This is a genomic window from Vibrio sp. B1FLJ16 (genome assembly GCF_905175385.1).
Taxonomy (GTDB): Bacteria; Pseudomonadota; Gammaproteobacteria; order Enterobacterales; family Vibrionaceae; genus Vibrio.
The window spans coordinates 183,921-200,676 of sequence record NZ_HG992750.1; the positions used below are offsets into that span (position 1 = coordinate 183,921).

General features: G+C 44.9%; 14 protein-coding genes. 7 read left to right on the forward strand and 7 right to left on the reverse strand.

Features of this window, described 5'->3' with window-relative positions; translation table 11 throughout:
- Positions 1–15: 15 nt before the first annotated feature.
- A complete protein-coding gene (gene yjjG / locus KHN79_RS14955; RefSeq protein WP_182010267.1) occupies positions 16–690 on the forward strand; it encodes a pyrimidine 5'-nucleotidase in 675 nt (224 codons plus the stop codon).
- Positions 691–748: 58 nt separating this feature from the next.
- Here the strand turns inward: yjjG and KHN79_RS14960 are convergent, their stop codons facing one another.
- Complete coding sequence (locus tag KHN79_RS14960; RefSeq protein ID WP_182010266.1) at positions 749–2,728, reverse strand: hypothetical protein; 1,980 nt, start codon at positions 2,726–2,728, stop codon at positions 749–751.
- A 265-nt stretch (positions 2,729–2,993) separates the two neighbouring features.
- Here KHN79_RS14960 and KHN79_RS14965 point away from each other — a divergent pair, with 265 nt between their 5' ends.
- Complete coding sequence (locus tag KHN79_RS14965; RefSeq protein ID WP_182010265.1) at positions 2,994–3,533, forward strand: NUDIX hydrolase; 540 nt, start codon at positions 2,994–2,996, stop codon at positions 3,531–3,533.
- Between the two features lie 93 nt (positions 3,534–3,626).
- Here KHN79_RS14965 and KHN79_RS14970 read toward each other — a convergent pair whose 3' ends face one another.
- The 3 genes from KHN79_RS14970 to KHN79_RS14980 form a co-directional block, all read right to left on the reverse strand.
- Positions 3,627–4,019: a hypothetical protein gene (locus KHN79_RS14970; protein ID WP_182010264.1), complete on the reverse strand. Its 393-nt coding sequence runs from the start codon at positions 4,017–4,019 to the stop codon at positions 3,627–3,629.
- On the reverse strand, positions 4,010–5,077 hold the full coding sequence (locus tag KHN79_RS14975) for a LysM peptidoglycan-binding domain-containing protein (protein ID WP_244812733.1): 1,068 nt from the start codon (positions 5,075–5,077) through the stop codon (positions 4,010–4,012). Before KHN79_RS14975 ends, KHN79_RS14970 begins: the two co-directional genes overlap by 10 nt.
- A 319-nt stretch (positions 5,078–5,396) precedes the next feature.
- Entirely contained in the window at positions 5,397–5,831 is a 435-nt protein-coding gene (locus KHN79_RS14980) for a hypothetical protein (protein WP_182010263.1), read from the reverse strand.
- Between the two features lie 316 nt (positions 5,832–6,147).
- On the opposite strand from KHN79_RS14980, the gene macA reads away from it, so the two are divergent.
- The 3 genes from macA to KHN79_RS14995 are packed head-to-tail and all read left to right on the forward strand — an operon-like array spanning position 6,148 to position 10,664.
- Entirely contained in the window at positions 6,148–7,320 is a 1,173-nt protein-coding gene (macA, locus tag KHN79_RS14985) for a macrolide transporter subunit MacA (protein WP_182010262.1), read from the forward strand.
- 1 nt (position 7,321) lies between these two features.
- A complete protein-coding gene (locus KHN79_RS14990) occupies positions 7,322–9,271 on the forward strand; it encodes a MacB family efflux pump subunit (RefSeq protein WP_182010261.1) in 1,950 nt (649 codons plus the stop codon).
- Position 9,272: 1 nt separating this feature from the next.
- Entirely contained in the window at positions 9,273–10,664 is a 1,392-nt protein-coding gene (locus tag KHN79_RS14995; RefSeq protein ID WP_182010260.1) for an efflux transporter outer membrane subunit, read from the forward strand.
- Positions 10,665–10,750: 86 nt separating this feature from the next.
- On the opposite strand, the gene phnX is transcribed toward KHN79_RS14995, so the two are convergent.
- The 3 genes from phnX to phnW are packed head-to-tail and all read right to left on the reverse strand — an operon-like array spanning position 10,751 to position 14,150.
- Positions 10,751–11,566 (reverse strand): phosphonoacetaldehyde hydrolase, encoded by an 816-nt coding sequence (phnX, locus tag KHN79_RS15000; protein WP_182010259.1) that lies wholly within the window; start codon positions 11,564–11,566, stop codon positions 10,751–10,753.
- Between the two features lie 54 nt (positions 11,567–11,620).
- A complete protein-coding gene (locus KHN79_RS15005) occupies positions 11,621–13,015 on the reverse strand; it encodes an aspartate aminotransferase family protein (protein ID WP_182010258.1) in 1,395 nt (464 codons plus the stop codon).
- A 10-nt stretch (positions 13,016–13,025) separates the two neighbouring features.
- Complete coding sequence (gene phnW / locus KHN79_RS15010) at positions 13,026–14,150, reverse strand: 2-aminoethylphosphonate--pyruvate transaminase (RefSeq protein WP_182010257.1); 1,125 nt, start codon at positions 14,148–14,150, stop codon at positions 13,026–13,028.
- Positions 14,151–14,416: 266 nt separating this feature from the next.
- Here phnW and KHN79_RS15015 point away from each other — a divergent pair, with 266 nt between their 5' ends.
- Positions 14,417–15,427: a putative 2-aminoethylphosphonate ABC transporter substrate-binding protein gene (locus tag KHN79_RS15015; protein WP_182010314.1), complete on the forward strand. Its 1,011-nt coding sequence runs from the start codon at positions 14,417–14,419 to the stop codon at positions 15,425–15,427.
- A gap of 209 nt (positions 15,428–15,636) precedes the next feature.
- Positions 15,637–16,755, forward strand: coding sequence for a putative 2-aminoethylphosphonate ABC transporter ATP-binding protein (locus KHN79_RS15020; protein WP_182010256.1), 1,119 nt, complete (start codon positions 15,637–15,639; stop codon positions 16,753–16,755).
- Position 16,756: the final 1 nt, after the last annotated feature.

Consider the following 16,756-nt stretch of genomic DNA (forward strand, 5'->3'; position numbering starts at 1 on the left):
TTTTGGGATGATGAAATGAAGTACGATTGGATCCTGTTTGATGCTGACGAAACCTTGTTCCACTTTGATGCTTTCAAAGGTTTGCAGCTGATGTTCTCTCGCAAAGGCGTAGATTTTACGGAGCATGACTATGCTTACTACCAAACGGTGAACAAACCGCTGTGGGTAGATTACCAAGACGGTAAAGTAACAGCGGATGAGCTGAAACATAAACGTTTTACCGAATGGGCTGAAAAGCTCAATACCACTACCGCTGAATTAAACAGTGCATTCTTAGAAGCCATGGCCGATATTTGTAGTTTGCTGCCGGGCGCGAAAGAGCTAATGGAAGCGCTGCAAGGTAAAGCAAAAATGGGCATCATTACCAATGGTTTTACTGAGTTACAGTCTATCCGTCTTGAGCGCACGGGCATGACCGAATTCTTTGAACAGGTAGTGATCTCTGAGCAAGTTGGCGTAGCAAAACCGGATTTAGGCATTTTCGAATACGCGATGCAGCAAATGGGCCACCCGTGTAAAACGCGTGTATTAATGGTGGGTGATAATCTACACTCAGATATTCTGGGCGGTAACAACTTCGGTATTGAGACCTGTTGGTTGAACACCACTGGTGCAAGTGTGGATGAGCGAATTTCGCCAAGCTATACCGTCGAATCTTTGAGTGAGCTGAAGAATATTCTCATTGCCTAATAATAACTTTCAATATAAAAACACCACCACTACTATCGGTGGTGTTTTTATATTGGACTTAGTCATCCGCTGTTAACGAATCGAGGTTTCCCCATGGCTCCAAAGCGATGTCTTGTGCGCCATTCCAAATGATAATCGGCAGCGGTTCTGGCTTAACATATTCTGCAAAGGTCGTATCACGGATAAGGTCAGACGGTTTAGCTTCAAAGACTAACAGGTCAGCAAACATTACCTGACGATCATATTTCAGTATGTCGGCCACTTTTCCCCAATAAACAAAGTCATTGGCTTCCATCCAAGTTGTGGTTGGCTTAGTTTTAAGTAATTGGGAGGCTGGCGGGTAACTTATATCGACCTCTAGCTCAATATCTTCTTCACTATCCACTAAACTGACTTGAATGCCCGTCTCGGCACTTTCACTATAGGTAAACTGCTCCGATGGTGGCTCGATTAATTGTGCAAGAGTTTCGGGATCCGAAAAATCCATTCCAGGAATATAACGTTCTAATGCAACAATAGGATCAAACCCACCGACGTTAGTTTGTGCTTCTAGAACGCTAAACCTAGGCTTGGGATCATCCTCGGCTGGATTAATTACATAGGTCGACCATTCTGCTCGATAACCATTCAGGTTTTGTCCAGTCGATTGGTATATATTTAACGAGATAGCATATACCGCTTTTCTTTGCTCTGGATAAAAGCGCATTTTTGCCATTCTAAACTGCTCGGGCAGGAAAGTGTCTTCAAATTCTTTTACTTTCTTTGCTGCGATTTCAAAGTTGATAAATATTGTCTTAGGCGATTCCAACAACGAGAAAAAGAGTTTAGGTTTCTCAATGCCAGATATTACCCCAATCCCCTGATATAAATCTAATAATGCGAAATATAAGGTAGGTAAATTGGCTGGTGACAACACTTGCGGCTGTGATTGAGCAACGGTAAATAGAGTGGCAAACACTGACTCAGGCGGTGTTCCGGTTAGTGCACAACCGATGAGGTTGGCAAATAACGCAGAACCATTTTCTGAGAGCATTACTTGGGTACAGTTGCCAACGCCAGTAGAGGTTACTTGAATAGGAGTACTAATTGGTTGAACTAAAAACTCACTTTTCTCTGAGAATATAAAAATATTTGGTTTGTTGGCGACAAATTCTCCCCATTCAAACGAGTTTGTTACTTCAATTGTTTTAGGTTTAGTTGCGATAAATTTAGCACTTACCGAGCTGCCATCGTAATAGTAACGAGCCGATGACCCCATGGGACCAAATACTCTTTCGCTAGCATTCAGATACCATTGAGACAAGTATTGGAACTTGTTAACCCTTGGTTGATTCGCTCCGTTAACTTTTAGATCTACCGTCCAAGATAGGCTACCTTCGTTTGTTGATAGTTGTCCTGACCATTTCTGTGGTGTTGCTTCCATTGCAATGTTTGCTGGGGATAGGTTGAACAGTTGTAGTAAGTCTGTTCCTGGGTGGCTCTTGTAACTGGCAAAGCGGTATAACTGTATTGTGGCTCCTGGGCGTTTTACAAACGTCTTAAACTCTATTTTAGCCCCTTGCTCAGCCCGACTGGTATTGCCTATGTCTGCGATGACATAGAATTTTTTGGGGAACAGGAGTTGTTTTAGATTTCTCAAACCGCTGCTTTCGATAAAAGCCAGAAATTGGGACACATTGGTGGGCGAGTCGTTGACTACCAGAGGCTCTACTTTAGCTAGGGTATATGAAGGAAATATACCGACGCTAGAAGCAAAGAGCTGAACTTGTTCTGGATCCAGTTCCCAAACAATGATACCGCGATTTTCTATTTCGTAAGGGAAAATTGGAGGCACTTCGCCGTTAAGCGTCGCTTGACGAAATGCTGCATCAAGTCTTGCTCCGCCAAACACATTGTTTCTAATCAGCATCAGTAACTGTTTTTCTTGTGATGAAATACTAAGGGCAGGGTTTGGTTTTGCAAAGGCTTGTGAAACCGTAAATGAAAAGCTCATCAGGCATAAAACTATCGAGCATCGAATTATTGATAAGACGTTCATTTTTCGTACTCCGTTTAATCTATTGGTGTATTGCAGTACGCCTCATTCCTGTCTAACACACCAGAAGAGGGTGTTTAACACAAAGTATAGTTAACCTGAGTTTGGAATAATGAAAGTCAGTCTGCGCAATGGCATTTGCTATCAAACCATCCTAAAATTACGACACAGGAACGCAATTTTGGGTAAGTGTATGAAAGATTGAGATATTTGGAGTTTTTTGCTGAGCTGAAATGTTAGAGAATACTAGGATGACTAAAGGGGAAATATGCAGGATATCAAGCAACTAGATAGTAAAGTGGTCTACCAAAATAAATGGATGACCGTTCGTGAAGACAAAATATTACGTCGGAGCGGAGCCGAAGGAATCTATGGTGTGGTGGATAAACCGGATTGTGCGGTAATTATTGCTATCGATAACGGCATGATTCATCTGGTTCAGCAATATCGCTATACCATAGGTCAGCGTTGCTGGGAGCTTCCACAAGGTGCTTGGGAATCAAACCCTGATAGCGATCCTTTAGAGCTGGCAACAGGCGAGTTACGTGAAGAAACTGGCATGCTAGCTGCTTCTATGGAGTATGTTGGTCCGCAGTTTATCGCTTATGGATTTTTAAATCAGACATGCCATGTTTACTTCGCTAGCAATCTTACTGAAGTCGGGAATCAGCTCGACAGTGAAGAAGAGGATTTGATCACCCAAGCTTTCAAAGTTGATGAGTTCGAGCAGATGCTGATAAATGGCACAATCAAAGACAGTGTCACTATTGCTGCATATGGATTAGCGAAGCTGAAAGGTTTGGTTTAACGATTACTTCCTGCTGTTACACAGCGGCTATTCTCCGCTGTGTAAAGTGTAACTGTTTGTCTAAGATTGCTGGGGCTAGTATTAGTCACATTATCAGGTGTTAAGATAATCCATTAACATCAAAATGCCTGTAACAGAGAAGACAATCGCTAACATGGATGAATTTATGATAATTATTCCAAGTAATAATTGGGATAGATGACGATACCATCTCGGAACTTCGCTTGAGATATCAGGTAACTTGCGTTTTTTTCCTGAGCTAGGTTGAACAATGAGACGAACAAACATCAATGTCCTGAAAAAAGCATAGGGCCAACCTGTAAATAGTGCTAGTTCAAAAGTATTAAAGTAAGGTGCTTTAAAGTAGCGATTCACGACGTTCTTTGGTATTAAAACATGCATTATCCCTATAAATACGGTTTGGAAAATTATTACTAAAAGTCCTGAAAATAATAGATAGCCAAGAATGTTCCAAATCAATTGCATATTGTATCCAAGTTTGTATTTGATACAAAATTTGGTTGTGAACCAAAGTTATTATATAGAAGTACAGCTCCTTTACCGCTTGCATAGCCTAAAGCTGTCGTACCGGTTGCTAATACAAGTGCGGTTCCCCAACCAATTGGATTAGAAACTAAAAATATGCCGATTAGTGCGCCTGACCCCATACCTACGAGAGTGCTCGTAATGGATTCAACAAAAATTTCATTTTTTTCATGTTGATCTTGTGTGTTGGCGATTTGAAGGCATGACGCGGTCAAACCGACGCCAACTAATACGTGTCCACCAACTTTCGATGCATGAGCTATTTTATTTAGTTTTTCAGCGTGCTTGGCGATATGAGCATTGGCAGGTAACCCTCCTTTTCGAGCTATACGAATAGATTGATGAGTTGTTTTATTGCCAAATAATAGCTTTTCCATTGGACCAATATTTTTCTTAAGTAGATCTAGATATTTTTTACGTCGTCCATCATATTGCCCTTTGCTAATATTGCCATTTTTATAACTGGCGTAAAGGTCATTTATATCTTCAATAAGCTTTATGTTCCCTTTACTCATTAAGTTTCCAGTTGCTCCCACTAAGGTTCCTCCGGGAATAGTAATCATATTGGCATTGTTCTCTAACCAAGCTAATGCCCAGAACATGTCTGCATGTTGTGGTGCAACTTGAGTTGAAATCGATTTTGGCGGCTGGTTGTGATTGAGAATTTTGGGAGGTAATACTTGATATTTATTAGCCACAGAGCTGCTAGGCTTAGGTGCTGGGTAAGTGGTTGATCTTGCTATGCTTTTAGGAGGTGATGTGTTTCTATTTGATTTACTTTGCTGTGAAGTTGACTTTGTTGAGCTTGGCAGACTGGTAAGCCAAATAATGTCACCAGCCTTGATTCTGTTAGGGTCTGAGATATGTTTATTCAGTGTCATTATGTGAGTAAGTATCATCTGATAATCCTTACTCCCATATGGAGCTCCATACATATTTAATATAATTGATGATAAGTTATCGTGAGTTTTTATTTTGTATTCAAGTAGCCCAGACAAGGAATTTCTCCATAACAATAGTTAACAATTGAGAGAGATTATCAAAGTTAAAAAAACTTAGTTGTTTGATATTTTATATTTGGGCCCATATATCAAAAATATTAAACTCAATGAAATACTGATATTGATGTTATTAAATGCAGTTGGATTATATCATATTATTGTGTGATTGCTCCGGCTGATGTCTGTCGGAGTATTAGATAGTAAGAAAGAGGGTTTCATCATGCAGGCATTCCTGTGGATGAGTTCGAAAAAATGCCTATTTATGGCACAATCAAAGACAGCGGCATGGAGCCGCTGTTTAAATTAGAGGTATCGACTAGTCGTCGACTTTCTTACCTAAGATCTCCACATGTGCTTTTTTGGTCACGCCTGTGACTTGCAACGCTGTATTACCTACCGATTCATAATGCAGTTTGATCTTATCCAGTTTCGCTTCATCTTTTGTCGGTAAACTCAGGTTGCGGGAAGACATGCCATTGGTCAGCACACCTAAACTGTCGAAGCTCTTCTCCTGACCGTCTTTCATGATTACGGTAATGCTTTTCAGATTCACCGTGCCCTGAGTGCATTTGATTTTGATGTGGCTGAAGCGAGTATTCGCAAATGGTGTCAGAGGGTTTACCGTGTCTGTTTCAGATTTAAAGCTCACGATTTTTTCAGCAATTTTGTCCCAGTCACTGTCGCTGGCGAAGGAATGAAAAGAGGTAAAGGCAACGAGTAGGGAGAGTATGACGGCTTTGAACAGTTTCATGTATTTTCCTCGCGGTGATTTTAGACAGGTTTATCAATTAGAGCTATTTTGTTCCTGATTGAGTAAGGGCTCGTTTGCTCTCTGAAATTGAACACAGCCATTTTGATACTCCATGGCTGCTGTTTAGTCTTAATTGTGTCAATCCTTAGCTAAGTTTAGTACAGAATAAGCATCTAACTTGCTAATTTAGGTAGGGTATTTTGCTGATGACTTCCGCCATCTTGACGTTACTTTACTTATCTTTACGCCTTGTTGCCTGTACCTGCAAATCAAATCCCAGTATAAAATAACCACGATCACTTACTTCACATCTTTTATGAAACTCAAGAAAAAATGGCTCGTACTTTGTGGCGTTATTCTCGCTGGTGCGGCTGGAGCGTATTTTTTCCAACCTCCGGAAAAGCCCTCATCGTACGCCACTGAAACGGTACGTAAAGGAAACATCGAAAAAGCAGTGTTAGCTAATGGCATGTTGCAGGCCTCTAAGCTGGTTAATGTTGGTGCACAGGTTTCCGGACAAATACAAAGCCTAGCCGTCAGCCTTGGTGACGAAATAAAACAGGGTGATCTTATTGCTCAGATCGACAGTCTGACTCAACAGAATAGCCTAAAAGAAGCACAAGCATCACTGAATAGTCTCAATGCTCAGTACAAAGCCAAACAGGCGCAAATCAAGCAGGCGAACTCCGAATATGTGCGCCAAAAAGGTATGTTAGCGGCGAAAGCAAGCTCAAGATCGGATTTTGAAAATGCAGAAGCGTCACTGGCAATCTATAAAGCAGAATTAGCCCAGCTTGACGCAGAGATCGAAAAAGCCAAGATCAATGTCGACAGTGCTAACGTCGACCTCGGCTATACGACTATCAATGCTCCCATGGACGGTACAGTGGTTTACACGTCTGTAGAAGAAGGTCAGACCGTCAACGCTAACCAGACTACTCCAACCATTATTGAGCTGGCTAAGTTAGATACCATGACGGTAAAGGCTGAGATTTCTGAAGCTGACGTTATTTTTGTTCATCGTGGTCAAACGGCGGTGTTTACAATTCTGGGGCAGCCCAATAAACAGTATCAAGGTACGCTGCGTGCAATTGAGCCGGGTCCGACCATTATGGATGGCGATGACAGCGATTTGACCATCTCTGACAGTGATGCGATCTACTACAACGCCGTGTTTGATGTGGTTAACCCGGAAGGCATTTTACGCATTGGTATGACGGCTCAGGTCTCGATAGTTCTGGAAGAATCTCAGGATACACTCCTCATTCCGGCGCAAGTTCTGCAGAGAGCTGGTGGCAAAAATGCTTATACGGTTCCGGTTCTGGAAAACGGTCAGGTAGTGCAAAAGCCGGTTGAGGTTGGTATTAACAACAAAGTGAATGTTGAAATTCTATCAGGGCTGAAAGAAGGCGATCAGGTTGTATTAGGTTCGGCTATGGCTGGTGATTCGTCAAGTAACAGACGTCCTGGTCCTCCGATGGGGTTATAAGATGAGTCAGGTTCTATTAAAAGTAGAGGACTTAACCCGAAGCTTTGTCTCCGGTGATGAGTCACTTACGGTACTTAATCATATCAACTTAGAGATTAAGCGCGGTGAGATGGTCGCTATCGTTGGTGCCTCTGGTTCTGGTAAGTCGACACTGATGAATGTCTTAGGCTGTCTGGATCAACCTACAAGCGGTCGCTATTTCATTAATGGTCAGGATGTCTCAACCCTTGAGTCTGATGAGCTGGCACAGCTAAGACGTGAGTACTTCGGTTTTATCTTTCAGCGCTACCATTTGCTGAGTGATTTAACGGCAGTAGGTAACGTAGAGGTTCCTGCTGTGTATGCTGGTGTTTCTTATCGCCAGCGTGAAGAGCGTGCTGAAGCGCTGTTGACACGGTTAGGACTTGGCGAGCGCCTGACTCACAAGCCGAGTCAGCTAAGTGGTGGTCAGCAGCAGCGTGTCAGTGTTGCGCGTGCTTTGATGAATGGCGGAGAGGTGATTCTGGCGGATGAACCTACCGGTGCACTGGACAGCCACAGCGGCGAAGAAATGATGGCACTGCTCAGGGAGCTACACCAGCTTGGTCATACCATCATCTTAGTGACTCATGATATGAACGTCGCGAATTTTGCTGACCGGATTATCGAAATCAAAGACGGCGAAATCATCGCTGATAAACATAACGCCAGTGAAGCTAAAAAGGATCAGGCAGAGTTAAACAAACAACCACAGCAAGACGCCAGTAAATGGTGGAAGTGGGACAGTTTCGTCGATGCGTTAAAAATGGCGCTGCTGGCTATGTCTAGTCATCGAATGCGTACGTTTCTGACCATGCTCGGGATTATTATTGGTATTGCATCGGTGGTATCAGTGGTGGCCCTTGGTAACGGAACTCAGCAGCAAATCTTATCGAATATTGCCTCGATGGGGACTAATACCATTGATATCAGGCCCGGCAGCGGCTTTGGCGACAGGCGATCCGGAAGAGTCCGGACTTTAACTGCAGCCGATGCAGAGTCATTAAAGAGCTTGCCGTTCATTGACAGTGTCACGCCTTCAATATCGAACAGCTTGACGGTGAGGTATGCCAATCAGGATGCATCAGCATCAATTGAAGGCGTGGGTGAAGATTACTTCCGGGTACGGGGCTATGAGATCGCACAGGGTCAGTTTTGGGATGCAGACAGCGTTGCTTCGCTGGCACAGGAAGCCGTGATTGATGACAACACCAGAAAAGAGATGTTCGCTGATCGAAGCCCGATTGGCGAAGTGATTTTTCTTGGCTCACTGCCGGTGCGAATTGTTGGTGTTACGCAGAAGAAAGACGATGCTTTTGGCAACAGTGAAGCACTGAAAATCTGGGTGCCGTACACTACTATGTCCGGTCGGATGATGGGGCAGAGACACCTGAATGGCATCACCGTACGAATTGATGAGAAAGCCCCAAGTAGTGCTGCTGAGCAAAGCATTATCAGCTTGCTAAAAATGCGTCATGGCACGCAGGATTTCTTTACCATCAATACTGATACGATTCGTCAAAATATCGAGAAAACGACGGCAACCATGACCTTGCTTATCTCTGCAATTGCGGTCATTTCACTGATCGTTGGTGGTATCGGGGTAATGAATATCATGTTGGTGTCAGTGACCGAACGTACTAAAGAGATTGGTGTAAGAATGGCGGTTGGCGCAAGACAGGCTGATATCCTCAGGCAGTTCTTGATAGAAGCGGTATTGGTTTGTCTGTGTGGTGGTATCACCGGGATTGGTCTGGCGTTTTTGATTGGCTTTGCGTTTAGTTCGTCAGGCAGCAGTTTCCAGATGATCTACTCGATGAACTCAATCATCTGGGCATTCATCTGCTCAACTCTAATTGGTATTGCGTTTGGCTTTTTACCGGCACGCAACGCTGCAAAACTAGACCCGATTGAAGCATTAGCGAGAGACTAACATGACCAAGACAACCCAATTCAAAACTCGCTTTGTTGCCGTGGCGTTAGGCGTTGCCTTGCTGTCTGGTTGTAGCACGATGCGCACTGAATATCAGGCTCCGGAAGTTAATGTGCCGAATAACTGGCAGCAGGTTCATATAGCTGGTGATGTCAACATTGACCCGTGGTGGCTGGCGTTTAATGATCCCAGCCTGACCAGTTACATCAACAAGGTACTGCAAGAAAACAACGATCTGGAAGTCGCGACGCTGACGCTTAAAAAAGCGCGTTTTCAGCTAGGCTTAGCGAAAGACGATCTGTTCCCTACCTTCAGTTCGTCCACTTCTGCACAAGTGAACAAATGGCTGGATAGCGGCGAATCAAGCGACAGTTACAGCACAAATTTATCGGTCGGTTATGAGTTAGATTTGTGGGGTAAAGTTTCTGCAGATATTGATCAGGCAAAATGGGCAGCAATGGCGAGCAAAGAAGATCGCGAAGCCACCGCGCAAAGCTTAGTCGCGACCACCGCTTCGTTGTACTGGCAAATTGGTTACCTTAAGCAGCGCTTGCACCTTGGTCTAAACAACATTAACGATGCTCAGCAAACGCTGAATCTCATTCAGAAGCAGTATGAGCTGGGTGCGGTAGATCAGCTTGATGTACTGGAGGCGAAGAGTTCACTGGCGAGCCTGCAAGCGCAGCAGAGTGAGTTTGAACAGAGTTTGCTAGAAGCGAATAACGCCTTTGCGATCCTGTTCAATCAGCCGCCTCAGAATATGAGTGAAAATATTCGCATGCTGCCTGATGGAAGCATTCCGTCACTGAATGTTGGTGTGCCTGCTGATCTGTTGATTCGTCGACCGGATGTCAAAGCTGCAATTTATGATGTGAAGTCAGCGTTGGCAAACAAAGATGCCGCCGATCTGGATTATTTACCTGAGCTGACGTTAACCGGAGCGTTAGGTGGATCTTCAGAGGCGTTAAAAGATTTGTTATCTAACCCGCTTGGCACGTTAGGCGCAGATATCACGCTGCCGTTTTTGCAGTGGAACGAAATGCAAAACAACAAGGCGATAGCCAGTGTCGAGTATCAGACCGCGATTGCTAACTACCGTCAGGTGCTGTATACCGCATTCCAGGATGTTGAAAACGCACTGTCAGCGCGTGAAAAGCTGATGTATCAGTCTGCGCGTTTGCAGGAGCAATATGATGCAACTAGTGCAGCAGAGAAGATCTATGCAGCGCGATATCAGTATGGTTCAACGTCGATAATGGATTACTTAGATGCACAGGAAAATACCAGAAACGCCGAAGCCTCTTTGCTTGAGAATCGATACAACCAGTTCATTACTCAGGTGACCTTGTATCAGTCGCTAGGTGGTACAGACATCGCGCCAGAAGAAATCTAGATTGTTGGATCAGGTTTAAATCTGTAAAAAGTAAAACGCCCCGCACGATAAAGTGTGGGGCGTTTTTTCTATCCAAAATATCTTTTCTACGGGCGTTCACCAGATTCAAGGCGTCGCTCGATATCTGCAATTACCTCTGGCAGATCGGCGATAGTGTCAATCAGGTAATGTGGTGAACTCTTGATAAACTTCGCGCGTGCTTTTTCACGGGCGCTATCTAGTGTTGCTTTATCAGCCGCTTGGTATTCTTCAAATGTAAGGCCGGCTTCGTTGCCAGAAAGCAGCAGACCCACCGTCCACATACCTGCATTATGACCTTCAAAGATACCAGGTGCAGAATCGTCCACTTTGACGCATGCTTTTACGTCTGTCACGCCAAGCTCAATCACGTTTTTCAGTGCCATGAAGGGGGCTGGACGTCCGCCTTGTGGCAGATCATCGGTTGCGATAACGCAATCAGGTTGGTAACCGTAATCTGCTGCCACCGGGATGAGCACGTTCATCACTTCACGCGGGTAGCCAGAACAAGAACCAATTTTAATGCCCTGTGCTTTCAGGCCATTCACTACGTCAACCGCATTGAGGATCGGTTCGGCGTGGTCAGCGACTTTGGCAATTTGAAGTGGCATAAATGCCGCGTAGATCGCACCTATGTCTTCACTGGTCATTGAACGACCGAACTTTTCGTTCCAGCGTTTATCAACCGCAGGAATACGACCGACGGCCTGGATGTGCTCCCACTTGCCAAGGCCCATAGGTTCGCGCGCTTCTTCAAGGTTGATGTCAAAATTAAAACCCTGTTTAAAGGCTTCAACAAAGATGCTGGTGGGTGCGAATGAACCGAAGTCGACGATAGTGCCAGCCCAATCAAAGATGACGGCTTGAATTGGTGAGTTGCTCATGTTTAATCCTTTTATTACATGTCAGAGCACAAGAGGTACTCCGGTTAAATTGGGTTACGAGTAGTTAAAGTCTTTACATACTTTGGCAATGGCATCTTCAAAGATCGCCAGAGCTTGAGTGAGTTGTTCGCGGGTGATGATCAGCGGTGGACTGAGCTGAATCACGTTGCCTTGTGATACTTTAAAGCTCACGCCGTTATTCAGGCACTGGTACAACACAGCTTCTGCCTCATCAAACGCGCGCTGTTTGGTTTCACGGTCAGTGACCAGCTCAACTCCCCACAACATGCCGATGCCGCGGATATCACCAATTACCGGGTACTTTGCTTTCATCGTCAGTAGTTTTTCATGAATGAATTCGCCGTCGGCTTTGGCTTTATCCAGCAGGTTTTCTTGCTCGATGACTTCCATGGTCGCAAGTGCTGCGGCACAACCAATAGGGCTTTTCTCATGGGTGTAGTGCCCCATCGAGATTTGCTCGGCAGTGTTGTATTTGTCTTTGGTAACCATAGCCGCAATGGGAACTAATCCACCACCGAGACCTTTACCGATACATAAAATGTCCGGCTCAATATCGTAAGCTTGGTAAGTAAACCACTCACCGCTGCGACCCATACCATTTGGAATGTCGTCGATGATCAGCATGACATTGTGTTTATCACAGATTTCACGAATGCGTTTCCAGTAGGCTTTACTTGGCACTTGCACATCGGTGTTGCGCACCGCTTCCGCGATGAATGCACCAATGCCGCCTTCTTTCTCAATTACGTATTCCAAATAATCGGCGTAGTGGACATCGCTATCATCGTTAACAGCGTTTTTATTCAAGGGAAACGCCCCTCGATAAGATACCGCTGGAGGAATGCGTTCAACGCCCGCCATCAGTGGTCCCATACCATGACGAAAACAGGCTTCACCTCCAACTGAAATGGCATCCAGTGACGCCCCGTGGAATGAATCCCACAGCGACACCACTTTGTAGTTACCTGTAATATGACGCGCGAGTTTTAGTGCCATACCGACTGTTGATGTCCCGCCCGGTGCAAACAATACGCGGTTTAGTTCTCCGCCACAGATTTGCGTGAGCTTTTCAGCACACTCAATCGCGGTTTCGTTGGTAAAGCGACGAGGCGAAAACGGTAACTTAGCGATTTGCTCCTGCACCCGTTTAATCACATGCGGATGACCGTAACCAAGCTGGTGGACGTTATTGCCATGGAAGTCCATGTACTTTTTGCCCGTCGCATCCTGTATATAGATACCTTCCGCTGCTTCCAACGTGTCAAGGCACGGCGTAGACATAGCTTGATGCAGGAAAACGTCTGAATCTCGCTGCAATAAGTTTTGTGTGCGATCATCATCCATTGAGGTATTCCATGCCTGGCGAGCGGGCGTCGTATTGACGTCCCCCTCGCTGCGAAAATGGGGCGGTTTTACATTCTGAGTCATGATGCTTACCTCAGTTTGTCAGCTCTTGCTCTTGTACTTCTTGCCAGTACATTGCGTTTTTCACTGCACCGATCAGACGCTCAATATCAGCCGGATAAACTTCTCCAATGTTGCCTATACGGAAACAGTCAGCGTTGGATACTTTGCCCGGGTAGATCACGAAGCCTTGCTCTTTCAGACGTGTATAGAAGGTTTTGAACTGGTAATCGCTGTGCACTGGTGAGTAAAAAGAAGTGATGATCGGCGAATGTAGCTCATCATTAAGTAGCGGCTCGAAACCAAGAGAGCGCATGCCCGCAACCAGAGTTTTCTGGTTAGTTTGGTATCGCTGATGACGTGCTTCAATCCCACCTTCTTGTTCCAGTTCAAGCAGAGCCTGATAAAACGCACGAACCGTGTGAGTTGGTGAAGTAAAACGCCATTTACCGTGGTTTACTTCCATACAGTGCCACTGGTCGTAAAGATCCAGGCTGAGTGAACGTGCCTGCCCTTTACACTTTTCCAGTTCACTCTGTTTTGCAATCACAAAGCCAAAGCCCGGTACGCCTTGAATACACTTGTTCGCAGAGCTGATCAGAAAGTCGATATTGAGATCAGAAATATCCATCGGAATACCGCCGAAGCTCGACATAGCATCCAATATCACGACTTTTCCGTGAGCTTTCGCGACAGATGCAACATCTGCAATCGGGTTTAACATGCCTGTGGTTGTCTCACAGTGAACAATAGCTACATGAGTAATTATAGGATCCGATGCCAATGCAGCTTCCACCTCGTTCAAGTGTGGCTGTGATGTTTCACCAGGGGAGACGACATGGCACGGGATGTTAAGATATTCAGCAAGTTGCGCGATGCGCGCACCGTAGGCGCCATTATCGACGACAAGTAGTTTGCCTTCTTTACCAATAGCGCTGCCAATAGTTGCTTCTACTGAAGCGGTGCCGCTGCCTTGCATTAAAACACTGGTGTAGCCGTCTTGTTTGGTTGCTAGTTTCACCAGTTTCGAGCGGATCACTTCTACGATGCCTTTATTGTAATCGTCATCCCATGTACACCAGTCTTTCAGCATTGCTTCGCGGACAGTTTCAGAAGTGGATAATGGGCCAGGAGTTAGTAGTAGGTATTCGTTTTTCATCTCTATTTCCATTAGAATTTGCATTTGGTATATACCAATAATATAGACTAACTTTAGCAAAGATGAAAAAGTTTCGTAAATAGTGGATTAATGAATTTCATAAAACTTTCATATCCAAAAATAGAGCGACTAAAAAGTCCAACTTAACGAGAACTTTCGCAAAAGAGCCATTTAACAGACATGAATTTGTCATATTGACTAACTAGAGTAATAGGTGTTAACTGGTACAGACCAAAATGGAAATTTGGCCAAATCAACAGGAGAAGATGATGAAAAACTGTTTTATGAAAGGATCGTTGGCTACGCTTGTATCTTTGCTCGCTACAGGTGCAATGGCTGCACAGGAAGTGACGGTTTACACTGCTTTCGAAACTGACATTCTTGCTAAATACAAATCTGCATTTGAGAAAGACAACCCTGATATTGAGGTTAAATGGGTTCGTGATTCTACTGGTATTATGACTGCTAAGTTACTGGCAGAAAAGAATAACCCGCAAGCAGAAGTCGTATGGGGACTTGCCGGCTCGTCAATGGCACTGCTCAAGGAAGAAGGTCTGTTAAAGGCTTATACGCCTAAAGGTGTTGAAGCGCTTAATGCGAACCTGAATGACCCTCAATCCAATCAGGCCTGGTTCGGTAACGATGCATTCTTTAATGCGGTTTGTTTCAACGAAGTGGTAGCAAAACAGCTAAATCTGCCTAAGCCAACGTCATGGGAAGACCTGACTAAACCGGTTTACAAAGGCCACATTGCAATGCCTAACCCAGCATCGTCTGGCACTGGCTACATGCAGGTTTCTGCCTGGTTGCAAAACATGGGTGAAGATAAAGCATGGAACTACATGCGTGATCTGGACAAGAACATCGCACACTACACGCATTCTGGCTCTAAGCCTTGTGTGCAGGCTGGCATGGGCGAAGTGGCTATCGGTATCTCTATGGCGAGCCGTGGCGCGAAGCTGAAAACTCAGGGCGCACCTTTGGCTGTTATCACGCCTAAGGGGATCGGCTGGGAATCTGAAGCGGTTGGCCTAGTGAAAGAATCTGACGCCGCGAAGCGTGTGGTTGACTGGTCTATCTCGAAAGCTGCTAATGAGCTTTATGTAGAAATGTACCCGGTAGTGGCTCACAAAGAGGTGAAAGCTACGGTATCTAACTTCCCTAATGTTCAAGACAACATGGCGCAGATGGACTTTGCGCAAATGGGCAGTAAGCGAGCAGAAATCCTTGCGACATGGTCTGAGAAATTCGACGCGAAATCAGAGCCAAAGTCATAATAATCATCTTAAACATCATTCCTGAAGGAGAGCAGCAGCTCTCCTTTTTTTCATTCTGTGAAAAGTGAAAACACTGGGTTGGTGTGATACTTGCTTTCGCTTAATCGTTAGAAGGGATTCATCTATTTGTCATCTGGTGACTATAAATTTGTCATTGAGCCGTAATAAACTAGAATTAAAGTTGGTATATACCAAATGGAGAGTGTGTTATGTCAACTAACCAACCTTATCTGAACATTGAAAATGCAGTGAAACAATTCGGAACGTTCACTGCGTTAAAGCAAATCTCGCTGGCTATTCAAAAGGGAGAGTTTGTTTGTTTTTTAGGCCCATCTGGATGCGGTAAAACAACCCTGCTTCGTGCAATCGCCGGTCTAGATTTACCAACCTCAGGCGCGATTTTTCAAGACGGTCAGGAGATTACCTTTCTGCCACCAGAAAAGCGTGATTTTGGTATTGTGTTCCAGTCTTATGCGCTGTTCCCGAATCTGACGGTTCAGGAAAACATAGCTATTGGTTTAAAGAACCAGGGCATGACAACTAATGAAGCATTAGAGAAAGTTGACCAGTGGCTGGAAACGATTGGTTTACCGACCTCAGGCCAGAAGTTCCCGAACCAGCTTTCTGGCGGTCAGCAGCAGCGTGTCGCTTTAGCGCGTGCGCTTGCTTTATCTCCGGGGCTTCTCCTTTTAGATGAACCATTATCAGCACTTGACGCAAAAGTGCGTGTTCACTTACGTGATGAGATTTGTAAGTTGCAACGTAAATTAGGTATTACCACCGTCATGGTGACGCATGATCAGGATGAGGCACTATCCATGGCCGACAGAATTGTGGTGATGAATCATGGTGTGATAGAGCAGGTCGGCACACCGCAAGAAATTTACCAAAAACCGGCTACGCGCTTTGTGGCAGAGTTTGTCGGCAGCATGAACTTTATTGAAACGTCAGTAGTAACAGAGTCTCAGGTACGTATTGCAGAGACGCTGTTACCTGCGCCAGGTTTAACTAACCGTAAGATTCAACGTGGCGAATGCTTTGACTTGGCCGTTCGTCCGGAGAGCATCAAATTTGTTGAGAACTACCGCGATTCGCTGCCTGTCAGAGTTACGGCAACTGAGTTTTTAGGTGCGTTTTTCCGCGTGGATTGCGAGTTGCAAAATGACAGTCAAGCGAAGCCTGTTATTGTTGATGTACCGGTAGATACGGTGCAGAACCTCAATATTCGAGTCGGCGATGTTCGTTATATCCAGTTTGCTGAAACGGGTTTACACGGCTATGTCACCCCTGCAACGGGTAAAGCTTTCAAGAAAGCGTTAGCGGCATAGG